The organism is Pseudomonas sp. MYb327, assembly GCF_040438925.1.
Lineage (GTDB): Bacteria > Pseudomonadota > Gammaproteobacteria > Pseudomonadales > Pseudomonadaceae > Aquipseudomonas.
The window spans coordinates 1,690,471-1,707,556 of record NZ_CP159258.1 but is presented as its reverse complement, the minus strand read 5'-3'; the positions used below and the strand labels follow the sequence as shown (position 1 = coordinate 1,707,556).

The 17,086-nt window shown below is 56.1% G+C and carries 21 protein-coding genes and 1 pseudogene; 17 read left to right on the top strand and 5 right to left on the bottom strand.

The window, feature by feature from the left end; all coding sequences use genetic code 11:
* Nucleotides 1-63 precede the first annotated feature (63 nt).
* Nucleotides 64-420, bottom strand: a complete 357-nt coding sequence (locus ABVN21_RS07730) for a hypothetical protein (RefSeq protein ID WP_339555875.1) — start codon at nt 418-420, stop codon at nt 64-66.
* A gap of 212 nt (nt 421-632) precedes the next feature.
* Between ABVN21_RS07730 and ABVN21_RS07725 the strand changes: the two genes are divergently transcribed.
* The 5 genes from ABVN21_RS07725 (at nt 633) to ada (ending at nt 3,778) form a co-directional block, all read left to right on the top strand.
* A complete protein-coding gene (locus ABVN21_RS07725; protein ID WP_007900033.1) occupies nt 633-935 on the top strand; it encodes a DUF1883 domain-containing protein in 303 nt (100 codons plus the stop codon).
* 29 nt (nt 936-964) lie between these two features.
* On the top strand, nt 965-1,141 hold the full coding sequence (locus ABVN21_RS07720; protein ID WP_339555876.1) for a hypothetical protein: 177 nt from the start codon (nt 965-967) through the stop codon (nt 1,139-1,141).
* Nucleotides 1,142-1,268: 127 nt separating this feature from the next.
* Nucleotides 1,269-1,955 (top strand): 2OG-Fe(II) oxygenase, encoded by a 687-nt coding sequence (locus ABVN21_RS07715; protein ID WP_339555877.1) that lies wholly within the window; start codon nt 1,269-1,271, stop codon nt 1,953-1,955.
* A gap of 5 nt (nt 1,956-1,960) precedes the next feature.
* Entirely contained in the window at nt 1,961-2,626 is a 666-nt protein-coding gene (alkB, locus tag ABVN21_RS07710; RefSeq protein ID WP_339555896.1) for a DNA oxidative demethylase AlkB, read from the top strand.
* Between the two features lie 87 nt (nt 2,627-2,713).
* Complete coding sequence (gene ada, locus ABVN21_RS07705; protein ID WP_339555878.1) at nt 2,714-3,778, top strand: bifunctional DNA-binding transcriptional regulator/O6-methylguanine-DNA methyltransferase Ada; 1,065 nt, start codon at nt 2,714-2,716, stop codon at nt 3,776-3,778.
* A gap of 86 nt (nt 3,779-3,864) precedes the next feature.
* On the opposite strand, the gene ABVN21_RS07700 is transcribed toward ada, so the two are convergent.
* Nucleotides 3,865-4,848 (bottom strand): MDR family oxidoreductase, encoded by a 984-nt coding sequence (locus tag ABVN21_RS07700; RefSeq protein WP_339555879.1) that lies wholly within the window; start codon nt 4,846-4,848, stop codon nt 3,865-3,867.
* 231 nt (nt 4,849-5,079) lie between these two features.
* On the opposite strand from ABVN21_RS07700, the gene ABVN21_RS07695 reads away from it, so the two are divergent.
* The 12 genes and pseudogenes from ABVN21_RS07695 to ABVN21_RS07640 all read left to right on the top strand — a co-directional run bounded on the left by ABVN21_RS07695 (nt 5,080) and on the right by ABVN21_RS07640 (nt 14,260).
* Nucleotides 5,080-6,144, top strand: a complete 1,065-nt coding sequence (locus ABVN21_RS07695; protein ID WP_339555880.1) for a nitronate monooxygenase family protein — start codon at nt 5,080-5,082, stop codon at nt 6,142-6,144.
* A gap of 129 nt (nt 6,145-6,273) precedes the next feature.
* Nucleotides 6,274-7,041 (top strand): molybdate ABC transporter substrate-binding protein, encoded by a 768-nt coding sequence (gene modA, locus ABVN21_RS07690; protein ID WP_339555881.1) that lies wholly within the window; start codon nt 6,274-6,276, stop codon nt 7,039-7,041.
* On the top strand, nt 7,042-7,722 hold the full coding sequence (modB, locus tag ABVN21_RS07685) for a molybdate ABC transporter permease subunit (RefSeq protein ID WP_339555882.1): 681 nt from the start codon (nt 7,042-7,044) through the stop codon (nt 7,720-7,722). It begins immediately after the preceding gene.
* A gap of 3 nt (nt 7,723-7,725) precedes the next feature.
* The gene (modC, locus tag ABVN21_RS07680) at nt 7,726-8,805 is read left to right on the top strand and encodes a molybdenum ABC transporter ATP-binding protein (protein ID WP_339555883.1); all 1,080 of its coding nucleotides are present in this window, start codon (nt 7,726-7,728) and stop codon (nt 8,803-8,805) included.
* 74 nt (nt 8,806-8,879) lie between these two features.
* Nucleotides 8,880-9,899 carry a DNA topoisomerase IB gene (locus tag ABVN21_RS07675; RefSeq protein ID WP_339555884.1) on the top strand — a complete coding sequence of 340 codons (1,020 nt, stop codon included), beginning with the start codon at nt 8,880-8,882 and terminating at the stop codon, nt 9,897-9,899.
* Nucleotides 9,900-9,971: 72 nt separating this feature from the next.
* Nucleotides 9,972-10,193: a hypothetical protein gene (locus tag ABVN21_RS07670; protein ID WP_339555885.1), complete on the top strand. Its 222-nt coding sequence runs from the start codon at nt 9,972-9,974 to the stop codon at nt 10,191-10,193.
* A gap of 126 nt (nt 10,194-10,319) precedes the next feature.
* On the top strand, nt 10,320-10,550 hold the full coding sequence (locus ABVN21_RS07665; RefSeq protein WP_034147138.1) for a hypothetical protein: 231 nt from the start codon (nt 10,320-10,322) through the stop codon (nt 10,548-10,550).
* 197 nt (nt 10,551-10,747) lie between these two features.
* Nucleotides 10,748-11,032, top strand: coding sequence for a hypothetical protein (locus ABVN21_RS07660; RefSeq protein ID WP_339555886.1), 285 nt, complete (start codon nt 10,748-10,750; stop codon nt 11,030-11,032).
* Between the two features lie 162 nt (nt 11,033-11,194).
* Nucleotides 11,195-11,391: pseudogene (locus ABVN21_RS07655) on the top strand (NmrA family transcriptional regulator); the annotation flags it as partial.
* Between the two features lie 103 nt (nt 11,392-11,494).
* Nucleotides 11,495-11,704: a hypothetical protein gene (locus ABVN21_RS07650; protein WP_339555887.1), complete on the top strand. Its 210-nt coding sequence runs from the start codon at nt 11,495-11,497 to the stop codon at nt 11,702-11,704.
* A gap of 309 nt (nt 11,705-12,013) precedes the next feature.
* Nucleotides 12,014-12,283, top strand: a complete 270-nt coding sequence (locus tag ABVN21_RS07645; RefSeq protein WP_339555888.1) for a hypothetical protein — start codon at nt 12,014-12,016, stop codon at nt 12,281-12,283.
* 795 nt (nt 12,284-13,078) lie between these two features.
* A complete protein-coding gene (locus ABVN21_RS07640) occupies nt 13,079-14,260 on the top strand; it encodes an acyltransferase (protein ID WP_339555889.1) in 1,182 nt (393 codons plus the stop codon).
* A 1-nt stretch (nt 14,261) separates the two neighbouring features.
* Here the strand turns inward: ABVN21_RS07640 and ABVN21_RS07635 are convergent, their stop codons facing one another.
* Genes ABVN21_RS07635 through ABVN21_RS07625 form a run of 3 tightly spaced genes read right to left on the bottom strand, consistent with a single transcriptional unit; the run spans nt 14,262 to nt 17,052 of the window.
* Nucleotides 14,262-15,716 (bottom strand): glycosyl hydrolase family 28-related protein, encoded by a 1,455-nt coding sequence (locus ABVN21_RS07635; RefSeq protein WP_339555890.1) that lies wholly within the window; start codon nt 15,714-15,716, stop codon nt 14,262-14,264.
* Nucleotides 15,716-16,486 (bottom strand): hypothetical protein, encoded by a 771-nt coding sequence (locus tag ABVN21_RS07630; RefSeq protein ID WP_339555891.1) that lies wholly within the window; start codon nt 16,484-16,486, stop codon nt 15,716-15,718. Before ABVN21_RS07630 ends, ABVN21_RS07635 begins: the two co-directional genes overlap by 1 nt.
* A complete protein-coding gene (locus tag ABVN21_RS07625) occupies nt 16,483-17,052 on the bottom strand; it encodes a hypothetical protein (RefSeq protein WP_339555892.1) in 570 nt (189 codons plus the stop codon). The genes ABVN21_RS07630 and ABVN21_RS07625 overlap by 4 nt, the downstream gene beginning before the upstream one ends.
* Nucleotides 17,053-17,086: the final 34 nt, after the last annotated feature.

Here is a 17,086-nt window from a genome sequence, read left to right as displayed (position 1 = left end):
CAGAAATGACAATGCCGCCAAAGCGTAGCTTTGACGGCATCGTTGCTGACTGGCGACATTCTATCAGCCGGAAATACACGCGGTGGCTGCATTACGCACATCCCATGGGCGCACCGGCACATTGGAAATACGTTCATGCAGCTTGATGCTGCTGCCTCCAGAGCGCTCCTCGATGTCGAACACGGCGGCCGGACCCGAAGAAAGTTTCTGCGGCACAATCACCCGCACGCCTTCTTTCTGCGACTCGACTTGCAAGGCCCCACGGCTATCGGCGAGCTTTACGCCCAGGCATTGCGCGTACTCATGGGGATTCTTGCCTGAAATCACGCTCATGGTGGGCAGCGACTCGTTAATGTCCTCGACGCTTGCACACCCCGTCATCACCAACGCCAACGGCAGGAACCACACACCCCACTTCATACGAAACCTCCGATAAAGACCCTCCGACAGCACAGATTCTATTTTTATCCGAGACCCACTGCATTTATCCCTCATCGAATGCGTAATATCTGTTTTTAATTGCCAAAGCGGGACTCGGCCGTCGGATAATTACGCCCCCGGGCTGATAAACTGCGCCAATCGCCCAAGCTATCGTTTTGATTTTGTAGAAAAAGCCCTTCTGGAGGCGCCTCATGAAATTTATCCACCAGCGCGAGCACCTCAACGAAGACGACATCGTCGTCATTCAATGCTCCCAAATGTGTAACATCCGTTTGATGAACGACGCCAACTTCCGCAGCTTCAAAAATGGCGGCCGCCACACTTACCACGGCGGCGCGTTCGATACCTTTCCGGCCCGCATTACGGCGCCGAGCACCGGTTTCTGGAACATCACCATCGACACGGTCAATCGCCGTCCGATCAGCGTGACACGCAAGCCAACCCTGACTCACTCGATCAAGATCATCCGCCGCTCCAGCTCGAAACTGAGCTGAGTGACACCTCAACACGCGAACAGGCAGATATGACCGTGGCTCAAACGACCAAATACGTCATCAAATACAAACTCAACGGTGAGCGCCGCTTTGAATTTGCCCAACTTGAAAACGGCACCGAAGCGGAAGCCAAGGCTGCGCTGGACGCCCTCCATGGCCAGAACGAAGACGTCATCAGCGAAATCAGTGTCAGCAAAGCGCTGTAACTCGACCCGGAGCGACAACAAGGACGTCTGCTCCCGGCGTTGAAGTTCGACCGCAAGCTCCGGAGTGCTGGCGCCCTCACCGCTCCCTAGACTGGCCGCCTCGACCTTGTGTTAAGGAGTCAGAACCATGTCCACCGACTGGGCGCTACTGGAGCAACAACTCGATCAGGACGACTGCGCGGTCCTCCGGTCGCTGTTGAGCCGCGAAACTTGTGGCGAAATTAGTGCGCTGTACGCGCAATCGGAGCCCTTCCGTTCGCAAGTGATCATGGCCCGTCACGGTTTTGGTCGCGGCGAGTACAAGTATTTCAATTATCCGCTGCCCGATCTCGTAGCTCGACTGCGAAGCAAGCTCTATCCGCGACTGGTGCCCATCGCCAATCGCTGGCACGAACACATGGGCTTGCCGAGCCGTTTTCCTGACACCCACCAAGCTTTCCTTGAACGCTGTCACGCCGCCGGTCAGACGCGTCCGACTCCGTTATTGCTGCAATATGGGCCGCAGGACTACAACTGTTTGCACCAGGACTTGTACGGCGAGCACGTTTTCCCACTTCAAGTAGCGATTTTGCTGTCAGAACCAGACGTGGACTTTACTGGCGGCGAGTTCGTCCTGACCGAGCAACGCCCGCGCATGCAATCACGCCCACAAGTCATAGGCTTGAAAAAAGGCGACGCGTTGATCTTTGCGGTCAACCAACGACCCGTCAAAGGGGTGCGGGGTTACTACCGGGTGACCATGCGCCACGGCGTCAGTCGCCTGCACAGTGGAAAACGGCATACCCTTGGCATCATCTTTCACGACGCGTTATGACCACCATGAGCCCGACGACCTATGATTTGTTTGCCGACGCCGAGCCCGAGCAACAGCCCCGGCAGGAGCAGATTGGTGAACAATCCTGCGTCTTGAGAGGCTTCGCCCTGCCCTGGCTGGAGCGCTTGCTGCCAGCCCTCGACGCAGTATTGACGGCCGCGCCGTTTCGGCAGATGGTCACTCCTGGCGGCTTTACCATGTCGGTGGCCCTCAGCAGCTGCGGCATGCTCGGCTGGACCACCGACCGCAGCGGGTATCGTTACACCCGCAATGATCCGGAAACCGGCCTGCCCTGGCCGGCAATGCCCGACGTTTTTTTCCAGTTGGCGCAAGCGGCCGCGAAGGCCGCCGGGTTTGCCGATTTCGTCCCGGATTCCTGCCTGATTAACCGATATGTCCCGGGGTCGAAAATGTCTTTGCATCAGGACAAGGACGAAAAATCCTACGCTGCGCCTATCGTTTCAGTCTCGCTGGGGTTGCCGGCCATGTTTCTGTTCGGTGGTTTTGCACGCTCCGATAAAAGCCAGCGAGTGCCGCTGCTGCATGGCGACATCGTGGTCTGGGGTGGCGTGGATCGCTTGCGTTATCACGGCGTCCTGCCGATCAAGGACGGGCAGCACGCGCGCCTGGGGGAACAGCGGATCAACTTCACCTTTCGTACCGCTGGTTGAAACCCTGGAGTTTGACCGCAAGCGCCGGAGTGTATCGACACGACTGGGTGATTAATCTGCAGGAAACGGGTCAACGGACATAACGCCATGACAAGCCAAATGACAAAAATCACCACTGAAAACGATCCACGCTGGGCGGCCGTCCTTGCCCGGGATCCACGGGCGGACGGGCAATTTGTCTACGCAGTGAAAACCACCGGGATCTACTGCAACCCCAGCAGCCTGGCACGCTTGCCGAAACCGCAGAACGTGGAGTTTTTCGATACCGCCGAGCAAGCCCAGGCCGCGGGTTATCGTCCGAGCAAACGCGCTGCAAAGGATCAAAGCGACATCGCCGCGCAACATGCCGCGACGGTGGCTGCCGCATGCCGGCAGATCGAAAACGCCGAGGTGCTTCCGGCGCTTGGCAAACTGGCCGATGCGGCGGGCTTGAGTAGTTTTCACTTTCATCGGGTGTTCAAGGCTGTCACCGGGTTGACGCCCAAGGGCTACGCGGCGGCCCACCGCTCACGGCAGGTTCGGGAGCGACTGACGGATGGCTACTCGGTAACGGACGCGCTGTACGACGCCGGCTTCAATTCCAACAGCCGGTTCTATGAAGCAGCGGATCAGCTGCTGGGCATGAAACCCGCTGATTACCGTGCAGCCGGCCAGAACAATGACATCCGGTTTGCGGTGGGGCAGTGCTCGCTAGGGGCAATTCTGGTGGCTCAGAGTGAGCGCGGGGTCTGTGCGATTCTGCTGGGCGACGATCCGCACCAATTGGTTTGCGATCTGCAGGACAAATTCCGCCGAGCCAATCTGATAGGCGCCGACCAAGATTTCGAGCAACTGATCGCTAAAGTCGTCGGTTTTATCGAAGCCCCGGCCCTCGGTCTGGATTTACCGTTGGACGTGCGTGGTACCGCGTTTCAGGAACGGGTCTGGCAAGCCTTGCGGGAGATTCCCGCCGGCAGCACCGCCAGCTACGCCGATATCGCGCAGCAAATCGGTTCGCCGAAAGCCGTCCGCGCAGTGGCTCAAGCCTGCGGCGCGAACAGCCTGGCGGTGGCGATCCCTTGCCACCGCGTGGTGCGCAGCGATGGCAATTTGTCGGGATATCGTTGGGGTGTGGAGCGCAAACGGCAGCTGTTGGAGCGTGAAACGTCATAAAGCAAAAGATCGCAGCCTGCGACAGCGCCTACAGTGGAATGCTTTTTTATGTAGGAGCTGCCGAAGGCTGCGATCTTTTGGGTTTGTCAGCGATTCACATCCACCACAACACGCCCGCGCAATTGGCCCGCCAATAGACGCGGAGCGGCATCGATCGCTTCGCTCAAACCGATTTCATGGCTGATTAGCGGTAGCAGATTGAAATCCAGATCCTTGGCTAACCGGCTCCACGCCTCTACCCGCTTGGCTTTGGGTTGCGTCACGCTGTTGATTCCGGCCAGGGTCACGCCGCGCAAAATGAACGGTGCAACGGAAGCCGGAAAGTCCATGCCTTGAGCCAGGCCACAGGCAGCGACGGTGCCATTGGCCTTGGTGCTGGCGCAGGCATTGGCCAGTGTGTGGCTACCGACCGAATCGATGACCCCGGCCCAACGCTCCTTGGCTAAAGGTTTGCCCGGCTCTGACAATGTGGCGCGATCGATGATTTCGCTGGCACCCAGTTGCTTAAGGTATTCGTGTTCCGAAGTACGCCCCGTGGAAGCAACGACCCGGTATCCCAGTTTGTTCAATAGCGCGATGGCGAAACTGCCTACGCCGCCATTGGCACCCGTGACCAGAATCTCGCCCTGCTCAGGCGTCACGCCGTTGTGCTCCAGTGCCAGAATACACAACATCGCCGTATAGCCAGCCGTACCAATGGCCATTGCCTGCGCCTCGGAAAATGCTGTCGGCAAAGGAATCAGCCAGTCACCGTTCAAACGCGCCTTCTGCGCCAGTCCCCCCCAATGTCCTTCACCCACGCCCCAGCCATTGAGCAGGACTTTGTCACCGACCTTGTAGTCCGGGTGTCCGCTGACTTCGACGGTTCCCGCCAGATCAATTCCCGGCACCATTGGGAATTTTCGCACCACCGGGCTGCTGCCAGTGATCGCCAGGCCGTCCTTGAAGTTCAGTGTGCTGTACGCCACACGCACCGTCACGTCGCCCTCGGGCAACTGATCGTCATTGATCTCTTGCAGCGTGGAGCGATAACCGCTGTCGTCTCTTTCGATCAAAATACCTTGGAACATTGCTGCCTCCTGGTGGGATCACCCGTTGTGGTTTGAATTAAATACCACATCGCAAAAAATTGCCGTACTCGACTTTAAGCCAATCCGCAAAACCATCGTTTTTTCCATGACCTGCGGCTATGATTTTTTTCGCCACCCTGAACAGCGCAATGGCTGGCCTTGCGTCATTCATTGCTGCTACAAATCCGGTTCTACCGTCCCAGCCAAGTTTCACGTCGGAGATCAGCCAAAATGAGCCAATGGCCAGACACTCGCATTCTTGACCTGCTCGGGATCGAACTCCCGATCATCCAGGGCCCCATGGCCGGTGCCACAAACTCTTCGATGGTTATTGCGGCGAGCAACGCTGGCGGCCTGGGTTCGATGCCAGCGGCGATGCTGAGTGTCGAGCAGTTGCGCGAAGAGCTGAAGACCATTCGCCAACACAGCCAGCGCCCCCTTAACGTCAACTTCTTCTGCCATCAACCGCCACCGGCCGATGAGCATCGCGCGCGAGACTGGAAGAATCTTTTGGAACCCTACTACCGGGAACTGGGCGTCGATTTCGATGCACCGACGCCGGTGTCCAATCGCGCGCCGTTCGATCAAGCGGGCTGCGAAATCATTGAAGAGTTTCGTCCCGAAGTTGTGAGCTTTCACTTTGGCCTGCCGGAAAAATCGCTGCTGGATCGTGTGAAAGCCACCGGCGCCAAAGTGCTGTCGTCGGCCACCACCGTAGAAGAGGCCATCTGGCTTGAGCAACATGGCTGCGACGCAATCATTGCCATGGGTTACGAAGCGGGAGGACATCGCGGGATGTTTCTCAGCGATGACCTGAGCAGCCAGGTCGGCACCTTTGCCCTGGTGCCTCAGGTCGTCGATGCGGTGAAGGTGCCGGTAATTGCCGCTGGCGGTATTGCCGATGCGCGAGGCGTTGCTGCAGCATTCATGCTCGGCGCCTCGGCTGTCCAAGTGGGCACGGCCTACCTGTTCACCCCGGAAGCCAAGGTCAGCGCTTCCCATCACAAAGCACTGCGCACGGCCAAGGAAAGCGAGACCGCCGTCACCAACATTTTCACCGGGCGCCCGGCGCGAGGAATCCTTAATCGCGTGATGCGTGAACTCGGACCGATGAATGACGAAGCCCCGGCATTCCCATTGGCCGGTGGCGCGCTGATGCCATTACGCGCCAAAGGCGAAGCGGATTTCAGTAACCTTTGGGCTGGGCAGGCGTTCACGCTGGGCGTGGAGTTGACGACTGCAGAATTGACTCGCCGACTGGCTGAGGAAGGGTTGGCGAAGTTGCTGGGGCGCTAACCTCGCAACAAGTGCGTGTGCACAACACAGTTCAACGCCGCCAAGTTCCGTTTACAGGCAATTCGCTATATATTCATTTATATAGCGTTTTCACCCCCTCACTACATTGGCCTTCGACGGAGCCGTTTCATGACCATTCGTGCCTCACGTTTTGCCCCCACCTGCCTGGCGAGCCTGCTCGGCGTGTTTGCCTTCGGCTCTGCCCAGGCAGACGAAGTCCAGGTTGCTGTCGCTGCCAACTTCAGCGCGCCATTTCAGGCAATCGCAGCAGATTTCGAAAAAGACACCGGGCATAAACTGGTGACCTCCTTCGGCGCGACCGGTCAGTTCTACACCCAGATAAAGAATGGCGCACCGTTCGAAGTATTCCTTTCGGCGGACGACACCACCCCGCAAAAACTCGAAGCCGAAGGCGACACGGTCAAAGGCTCGCGCTTCACTTACGCAATTGGCACGCTGGCCCTGTGGTCGGCCAAAGAAGGCTATGTCGACACCCAAGGTAAAGTGCTGGCCGACAACAAGTATCAACACTTGTCCATTGCCAACCCTAAAGCTGCTCCTTATGGCCTGGCCGCAACCCAGGTGCTGGCCAAGCAAGGCCTGACCGAAAAGGTCAAAGACAAGATCGTTGAAGGCCAGAACATCACCCAGGCCTATCAATTCGTATCCACCGGTAATGCCGAACTGGGCTTCGTTGCCTTGTCGCAGATCTACAAGGACGGCAAAATCACCAGCGGTTCGGCGTGGATCGTTCCGGCGGACCTACATGACCCGATCAAACAAGACGCCGTAATCCTCAACAAGGGCAAGGATAATCCGGCCGCCAAGGCGCTGGTTGACTACCTGAAGGGTCCAAAAGCCGCCGCTGTCATCAAGTCCTACGGTTATCAACTCTAAATGACGCTCACGAGTGACGATTTTTCCGCCATCTGGCTGACCCTGAAACTGGCGTCCATGACGACCGTCATCCTGCTGGTGATCGGCACTCCCCTTGCGTTATGGCTCTCGCGCACCCAGTCCTGGCTGCGCGGCCCGGTCGGGGCGATCGTCGCCCTGCCCCTGGTCCTGCCGCCCACTGTGATCGGCTTTTATCTGTTGCTGGCGCTTGGTCCGAATGGGTTTGTCGGCCAGTTCACCCAGTCATTGGGGCTTGGCACCCTGACTTTCAGTTTTGCCGGCCTGGTCATCGGCTCGGTGCTGTACTCGATGCCGTTTGTGGTTCAGCCGCTGCAAAACGCTTTTTCCGCCATCGGCACCCGCCCGCTGGAAGTGGCCGCGACGTTGCGCGCCAATCCCTGGGACACCTTCTTCAGCGTCACCCTGCCGCTGGCTCGACCTGGCTTCATCACCGCCGCCGTTCTTGGATTTGCTCACACGGTCGGCGAGTTTGGTGTGGTGCTGATGATCGGCGGCAATATCCCCGACAAAACCCGGGTGGTTTCGGTGCAGATTTATGATCACGTCGAAGCTATGGAATACGCCCAGGCCCATTGGCTGGCCGGGGCAATGCTGTTGTTCTCCTTTGCGGTGTTGCTGGCGCTGTATTCCAGCCGTAAAACCAAAGCGGGCTGGAGCTGATCGATGATTCACACACGCCTCAAGCTGAATTATTCCGGGTTCGCCCTGGATGTCGACCTGCAACTGCCAGGTCGTGGTGTCACGGCGCTTTACGGTCATTCAGGCTCGGGTAAAACCACCTGCCTGCGCTGTATTGCCGGCCTAGAAAAGGCTGATCAGGGGTTTATCCAGGTCAATGATGAAGTGTGGCAGGACAGCGAAAAGAAGATTTTCGTGGCGCCGCATAACCGCGCCCTGGGTTACGTCTTTCAGGAAGCCAGTCTTTTCCCGCATCTATCGGTATTGGCCAACCTGGAATTCGGACTGAAACGAATCCCGAAACAACAACGCCGCGTCGACATGGCGCACGCGACAGAACTGCTGGGCATCAGCCATTTGCTGGACCGTCATCCGCAGCACCTTTCAGGCGGTGAGCGGCAGCGCGTAGGTATGGCCCGCGCCCTCCTCACGAGCCCGAAACTGTTGCTGATGGACGAACCCTTGGCCGCCCTGGATTCCCAACGCAAAAACGAAATCCTGCCTTATCTGCAACGCCTTCATGATGAACTGGACATTCCGGTGCTGTACGTCAGCCATTCCCAGGACGAGGTCGCTCGTCTGGCCGACCACATCGTCCTCCTCAGTGACGGCAAGTCAGTGGCTAGCGGTCCTATCGGTCAAACCCTGGCGCGTCTCGATTTGCCATTGGCGCTGGGCGATGACGCCGGCGTCGTAATCGAAGGCCGCGTCAGCGCCTATGACGCCGAGTACCAGTTACTGACCTTGCAACTGCCCGATACGGACCTGAACATTCGTGTGACGCACACACCGATGACGGCAGGCCAGGCGCTGCGCTGCAAGGTCCAGGCGCGGGATGTCAGCCTGAGCCTGCACAGCGCCGAGCAAAGCAGCATTCTCAACCGGCTGCCGGTGACTGTCGTCAGTGAAATGGGCGCCGACAATACCGCCCACGTACTGGTGCGTCTGGACGCAGCAGGAACGCCGCTTTTGGCACGAATCACTCGCTACTCGCGCGACCAGCTGGGCGTGCATCCTGGCCAACAACTCTGGGCGCAAATCAAGGCTGTCGCGGTACTGGCGTAACTCACTGGCACGACTGTCGCGGCGTGGGGTCAATGGCTGTAACGGCCCCTGACTCCTCGCCAAGGACAAATGCCATGCCCGATGATCTTCCGCCCGACCTGCACTACGTCGATGACACCCAGCCCGGGCTCACCCGCAGGAAACTGCGCGGCAAATTCTGCTATTTCGACCCAGCGGGTCAGCGCATCACCGATCCCGACGAAATCAAACGCATTAACGCGCTCGCAGTGCCACCGGCCTACACCGACGTGTGGATTTGCGCGGATCCGCGCGGGCATTTGCAAGCCACCGGCCGCGACGCCAGGGGCCGCAAACAGTACCGCTACCATCCACGCTGGCGAGAAGTGCGCGACACCGACAAATACTCACGCCTGCGGGATTTTGGCCTGGCCCTGCCGAAACTGCGCAAGCAACTGGAAGTCTTGCTGGAGGCTCCGGGTTTCAGCCGCGACAAAGTCATGGCCACCGTTATCACCTTGCTCGATGCGACGTTGATCAGGGTCGGCAACAGCCAATACGCACGGGATAACCGCTCCTACGGCCTGACCACCCTGCGCAACCGACATGTCGAGGTCAACGGCAGCGCGATCCTGTTCCAGTTTCGCGGCAAGAGTGGCGTCGAGCACCAGATCACCGTGAAAGACCGGCGGCTGGCGCGGATCATCAAACGTTGCCAGGAAATCCCCGGGCAAAACCTCTTTCAATACATCGATGAAAATGGAGAAAGACGCACGATCACCTCTAACGACGTCAACGCCTACCTTCAAACCCTGACCGGTGCCGATTTCACGGCCAAGGACTACCGCACCTGGGCCGGTAGCGCCCTCGCTTTGGCCGCCTTGCGCGAGTTGCAATGGCAACCGGAATCGGAAGCGAAACGGCACGTGGTGGAGATGGTGAAAAACGTCGCCAAACAGCTGGGAAATACCCCGGCGGTATGCCGCAAGTGCTACATCCATCCGGCGGTGCTTGAGGGTTTTGTGCTGGGAGCATTGGCGCAACTGCCGAGGCCGAGAGTGCGCAAAGGCTTACGGATTGAGGAAGTTGGTCTAGCGATGCTGCTGGAGAAAATGGTGTCTGAACCGACGAATTGACGTGCCTATTTTTTGCACGATTGCAAATGGCTTCTATAGTTGATGTGTACAAGAATCAGCCGCGGTGAGGCCATGGAAGACATTTTTATCGTGAAGCGTTGCAACAAGATCATCATTCATGGGCGCAGGGCCGGAGAAACCGGCCATCTGCCACCTGACGCTGCGGTCTGGTACCGCATCAACGATACCCGCACCAACGGTTTCATTGGTGACGGTTATGATCTCGAAGAAGACGCGATACGTGAATGCCTGCGGCTGAATTCACAGTCACAAGTCATGGTGCGCCACGGCTGATGAGCCTTGCGTACCATTTACGGGTCTATACTGAAGAGAGCTGAAGGAATAGCGCCCATCGGTAGAAGGCTCGCTTAAAGCGGGCTTTTTACTGCCATCTACAGGTTCTTCACGGAGGTGTTTCCCATGTCCGAAAAAGAGTCCATCACCACACTGCTTACCCTGCTTGATTCGCGCCAGGTTCGTTTGGCTGCCGCGTGCAAGGAAATCGCCGACTGGGTCGATCATCAAGGCGGGCATCCAACCGCCCTCAGAATTCGTGATCGCCTGAACGACATCGAGAAGGATACGCCCCTGATCCGCAACACTCTGTCGGCGCTCAAACCGGTTGACCGGCCTCTTCCGCGGTTCAGATGATTCGGTCTCGACGCTAAGACACATCCAAACACCCGACGCATGATCGGCGACGCAATCGTCACCGGGCATGTGCCTGTCTGATGCTTCTCTGCCTCCCCCACCCAGCCATGAGCTGGGATTTTTTTGCGTTTTTGCCTGGCAAAGAACGTCACCGATTACAGGAGGTCAAACGATCACACGTCACGAGGAGACGTCCGATGGTCACTCACTTCAAAGTCAGCGGGCACCTTGCCTGCGGTCACAAAGGCAACAACCTCACATCAACCCGTGAACTCAACCGGGTGAAATGCAGAAGTTGCCGAAACACTGATGCGTACAAAGAGGCGCGCAAAACCCAGCGCAATGCGGCTCGCCGCACCGCACGCAAATCGAAAGTCACCCATACGGTCAATGACTGGCGCCAAGCCTGGACTGAGCGTCTGAGCGCCATGGTGGGACGACAAAGACTGCCACGGGGATTTCGTGGTCAGGCATTTGTTTAGATAAAAGAAAACCGGGCCAATTACCTTGGTCCGGTTTTTTGGTTTTTACCAGCGAACTCAATCGATCAGCAATGCCGGCTGCAGGATTTCGCGAAGCGACATGCGTTTGAACGCCGCTAACCGCCTTCGCCCTTCTTCTGGTTCGGAGGAAACGGCCAGCCTTATCGAAATGTGCTGGAACAGGAACAACTGCCAGACTCACTGATCGATCTTGTGCTGCATCTGTTCATCACGGTGCTCGACGGCCGCAACACGGCGGTAACCAATGGCGTGCAGCGCGCCTGGGCCACCCCGCATGCGCCTAAAGTGACTACGTCCGGCACACAGCCGCAACAGGTGCCAGGGAGAATGGAGCCTGAAGTCCGACGCAATGCATTGGCGGCATACAGCTTCCTCGGCTAGGGTCTCTTTCGTATCGAACTGCGGCCCTTTTATGGCGGGAGCCTGATCAAGGAGGAAGAGATGTCATCCATTCGTAGTGCCGAACAAACCTACCGTAAATGGTCAAACCCGATCTTGCTGGAACTCAAGGAGCGGGAGCATCAGTTGAATCCAGCAGACCGTCAGGCGTTGCAAAATATTCTGCTGGAAAGAAGGTTGGTCAACACCGGTAATCCCTCTGGTGTCGATCGACGCAACGCCAATCCGGCCGGTGCCGAAAAACATCAGTAATGGCGGCGCATTTCACCGCCATGGATTTAGACGCAAATCCACGCTCGCAAAGGCGTGGTTACACGGCTTCACAAAAGAGGAATGGAACATCAAGCGTCCCGAGCTTGAGCCTCAGAACCTGCGTCTGAGCAAGTGAGGTTAAATGCCAGGTTTGATGTGCTGGCATTGAATTCTGTGAGGTCAAAACCTTGAATGTTTTTCAAAACTCATCAAGGACCGGTTTATCGTTACTGCCGCTCGTCATTCTCTCCGCACCTTCCTTGCCCGCGCTTTTCCAATACTCATATCCCTCTGCGGAAGATCCCACTGATGAACAGCAAATTGACTGCGTTCGTGCTCGCGAGCCTTCTTTCAACCTGCTCGCTAACCACGCTGGCTACCGAAGCAACAGAAAGCGCGAATATTCCCACCACACATCCAATACCCGCTGAGTCCAACGAGGAGAAGGCCGATAAAATAGGTGAAGAAGCTGCGGGGTCAAACTCAGGCGCCGATTCTGAGTCCGTGAAAAAAGACGCGGGCGCGCCGGATTCGAAGGACGACGGAACCGCTAAAGGTGGTACCAAAACCGGGAGCTAAGCATCAGCAACGATTGACTGCCGAAGTCGGTACAGCATCGACTCTCTGCTGACTGTCATGCGCTCGTCACATCCAGCAAGCAAAATGGGATCAGCCAAAAGGATTTGGCCCATCTACAAAAAAAGCCCGGTTAAATGCCGGGCTTTTTCGATTCTGGTGATTGTTAAAGTGCGGTGCAGGGACTGGCTTATTTAAACAAGTCTCTTTGAAGTCGGACGCTCACTTATTTCTTTGGATCCACCCAATCAACATGAACGCGCACCCCGGTACCAGCAGACCTGGAGCCACATACGCGAACGTCCCGTCAGCGAGCAGGCCGGTCAGACCAAAACTGAATCCGCAAACTACCAGTGGGATTCCACAGAGGAACAGCGGGTTTCGAAATGCCTTATCCATAGCAACTTCTCCTTGAATTTTTTGACCCGGAAACAAACAAGGGTTTGCATTAGCTTTCGCCCGCAAACCCTTGATTTAAGATGGTGCCCGAAGCCGGAACCTAATCAATCCACTAAACGGCAGCTTTCATTGGCTATAAACGAACAGCTAAAAATCTGATGTACTAACCAGTGTACTTTTCTGGTGCTGCTGGGGTGATTGTCTTGTCACTTGCCAAGGCCATCATACGCCAACTCTCCCCGGCGTTCTGCCGACCGAACACACTCCCGATATAAAGGAAGAATGCGCTGTCATGGCAGCACTTCCAGCGTTCCCGTCAAAACGAAAACCACTTATGATGCACGCCTAAAAATGTCGGCCTCCACAGAGAGGCTCATAACTAAATAGGGATTTCAATCAGTGACCATCCAGCCCCACTCCGAAGGAAAGCGAATCGTTTTCCTAGATTCATTGCGTGCGATAGCCGTGCTGTTAGTCCTGTGGGGCCATGTGTTTCTGATTGGAATTGGTGACGCGAACACCGTCGGTATATGGGTCCCTGATGTAAAAGAATTGATCTTTGGACCAACAACCGTGACCGACAACTTTCACGGCAAGATAGGAATGTGGCTGGCGTTGCAGCTTGGCGTTAACGTTGGCGGATTGGGAGTGTCGCTCTTTTTCCTGATCAGCGGCTTCGTGATTCTGCGCACGATCGACAGAACGCCCCCGTTGCAATTCATGATTCAGCGACTTTTTAGGATTGTCCCGGTTTGCTTCTTCTGTGTGGCACTGGTGGCGGGCATCACCTACGTTTATTGCTCCAGTCGTGGACTACCGCAACCAAACTCCATCACAAGCATCCTTACCTCGTCTATTGCAGCCAATTACTTCAATGGCGCGTTCGTCACAGTCCCCGTCCTTTGGACTCTCGAAATTGAAATGTTTTTCTACATCGTCATGGCCATCAGCGTAAGTGTTTTGGGTCGATTAGATTATAAATCCCTGTGTTTGATTTCCCTGGTATGCCTGGGGTTCGTTGCTAATTACGCGTTTCCTTATTCGGACGCACTCGCAAAACCAGATATGTACCGTCACTTCAGCACAATATTCGTGTTCATTAGTTACATGATGATCGGGGCGTTCATCTATCGCGCCTACGAAGATAAGAACGTGCTGCGCGGCCTGGCCTTCTCAGTGATATCCGTGGCGCTATGTGGTGTCAGCTATTACCTGTATGAGAAAGCTACTAACTTTCAGGGCATAGGAAGCGACCTTGCATCCTCGACTGCCGCGTTGATCATCTTCGTCATCGGGTTGTTTGCGGGGATGCATGGAAAGTTGTTCGCGCCTTTGCGGTGGATAGCATCGATCAGCTACCCGTTGTACTTGCTACACATACCGCTGGCGTGGGGGATGATTTACGTGCTCGCCTCGATGGGGATCGGAATGTACTGGTGCGCCACGCTTTCTACGGTTGCGGTCATAATCTTGGCATGGGCGACCCATCGTACGATTGAGCTGCCATCTCAGGCGCTCGGCAAGACAGTCAGCAACCTCGTTAAGAAATCCTCCCCCGCAGTCGAGGGAGAAATCGCTTAATTTACGTCGGGTATGTCTGGGATATCCCGCCAACCGTAGCACCACCGGCCAGGCCTAGCTTGCTTCGAACGTTCGCGGCAGTAGCCTTGCCGGCGGTTTCCACATAAGGCCCGTACTGGCAATTGTTCGAAGCGCTCCAAGTATTCGCACCACCGCCGTATAGACCGCCATCAAAGTGAATGTCATTGCTCGATCCAGTGACATATGCGCCAGTAGAAATAGCCACATTTCCAGTGCCACCGCCACGGCCGTTGTAGTTATTTACCAAGCCCGGTGCAATATTTGCAGACGCCAAACCGGCTAAGAAAAATGCAGTTTCCAGGGTATTGCTGTAAATGCCTCCTTCAATGCTCAAACCGAAAAGAGTTGGGCTGCCAGCATTATCTTCAATTCGTAAGCAGTTACGGGCTTGAAGCTGACCGTTACACTGCACATTCGCACCTAAGGTCATCCCAATCACAGCATTTGCGGCTGGGTAGGTATGGATCAATGCGCCAAAGCATTCGTCTAGAAAGATGTCGTCTATACGCACGTTGGTAACGAGACCACTTGGAATGAATGCAATGCAGTCTTGCCCGGCCCCGCCAGCGTAGCCGGAAATCGAAATGCCCTCCGCGCCGGTAACCAGGACACCGTAGCGAGCGCCAATGTTTTCATATCCCGCAAAAGATCCCGAGCCAACGGTAATAGTCCTCGTTGGCGATGGCCCACCAACCCCGACATAAATGTTTCCAAGCTTTACTTGTGTATTGAATCGGTGTGCTGAAATTGCCTGATTGTCACCTACCCAAACGGCGGCAATTTGCTCACTAATGGCAGCATTTTTATTATCCCAGCTGCCGTACGACTTGATAATTCCGATTTCTGGTTGAGTGCATCCAACAAGGACAACACCGTAAGGGGCATGCTGCAGCCACACTCGATCAACGAAGCAGGCATACCCCCCAAAAATACGAATGTGCGCTTGTCCATCAGTAAGCCTGTCGACCATCGTGACGGAGGTGCTGATGTCAAACCCGGGATGAAGTTGTTCTACGAGGAAGTCAGTAAATCTGCACGCAAGGGCGGCAACAGTTCCATCGGCAGTACCGACTCTGAACGTATCACCGATCCAATTCCCTTTACGCTGAATACGCGTGCCAGTAGCTCCTGACATGCCAGAACCGGAAATCCTGCAATTTGGCTGACACTGAATCTGACCGGTAACAATATAGTGCCCAAGAGGAAAGAATAAATCACGATACTGAGTCGCGGCAGAAACAATCGCAGCGGTGTCGTCGGTCACGCCATCACCAGTAGCCCCAAGCTCTTTTACGCTTATTGATGAATTCGCAAGACGACTGATTGCCTCAGCAACAGATAACCCAAGGGCTGTTAATGTTTCATCAAGATCGGCGATAGAAAGAGTCACCGAGCTGTCGAGCGTTTGTAGTTTTTCAGCACGAAGAATACTCATTATTTCCACCGTCCGATTGCAATGTATGAAAGTTGATAGGTTGCTGTTGCCGATGCGATGTCGAGGATTGCGAACTGTGCAGAGGCGAGGGAGACGGAAGCGCTACGAGTCCCCCACGCAAGTTTCCCGACGGAGTACGGGGTGAGAGCCACATAAGGCATTGCGCCAACGAATGGAATTGGGAAGGTCCAAAGTGCAGGCTGCCCATAGAACAGTGGGCTATAGGCCGTTGTGACCGCGATACTTACGCTCGCTACGTTGAGCGAGCATTCAAGTCGGCCATCCGGATATTTGACGTAGTCTCCGTTCGCGTTACTTCCTCGAACAGTGCCCGCGGCGGCCGTGAAGAGAAGGCATTTCCAGTTGGAGCCCCCGACGTTGATGAACTCCGCAACATCTCCAGGAGCGGTGACAATGTCGACTGCGCCTGGAAGGATGAGCGATGTGCCGTTGTGAGTGAGGGTCAGTACGCCCGTAAACATCACCGTGCGCCTCACGCCATCAGTGCTGGCGCCAAGCGAAGTAATGGTCGTGCTGCCGTTAACGATCACCGTTTCTGCGTTTGCGGTGCCGATCGATACGGTGGCAGCGCTGGGAAGCGTCACGCGGGGCGGGGCATTTAACATTGCAACTTTGTTGCCGCCTGGCGTTACCTCGTCATGGATACGCAGTTGCTTGAGCGTCATGTCGATATAAAGCTCACCCTCAAGTAGCGTCAGCGCGTCGGCTTGCGCGGATGTACCGCGCCGAATCTGGATTGACTGGCTCATAGGTTCAGGTCCAATGGGTCTGGAAGCTCGGTGTTAAGCGTTCCTGCACCAGTCGTTGCACCATTGGCGATGGTCCAGAATGAACCGGCGCCGATGGTCACGGCCTGCCCCAGGGCGATGGTCATGGTTGGTCCAAAAGACCAAGCATTCTTGTTGGGTGGGATGGTCACGCTGCTCGGGATTACCTGGTCGTGCCAGCTCAGCGGGGAGAACTGCGAAGCGACCAACCCAGCGGCGCCGGTGATTTGACCTTGAAGAATTGCATCAGCTGCCTGTCGAAAAGCCGCCTCAGCCGCGACCAGGACCGCCACGCTGCTAAGGTTGGCAGCATCGGTATCGTGGATTGGATCGCCTAGGTTGGCGATTCGGTTGTTGTTGGCGAGATATGCCCCGGCTCCGTCTACATCATTTGGCCCCAGTGTCAAAGCTCTGGTGTCCGAGCGCAGCAGTTGTTTCAGTGCAAGCCAAATACGGTCAAAGTCACGGTTGACTGTTTTCGCAAGAAAATCGCCATTTTCTTGGTAGTCCGTAAGGCGCTGGAACGGAACATCAAGAAATAGGTACAAATCACCAAGCGGTGGAACTGCAAAAACAATTGCG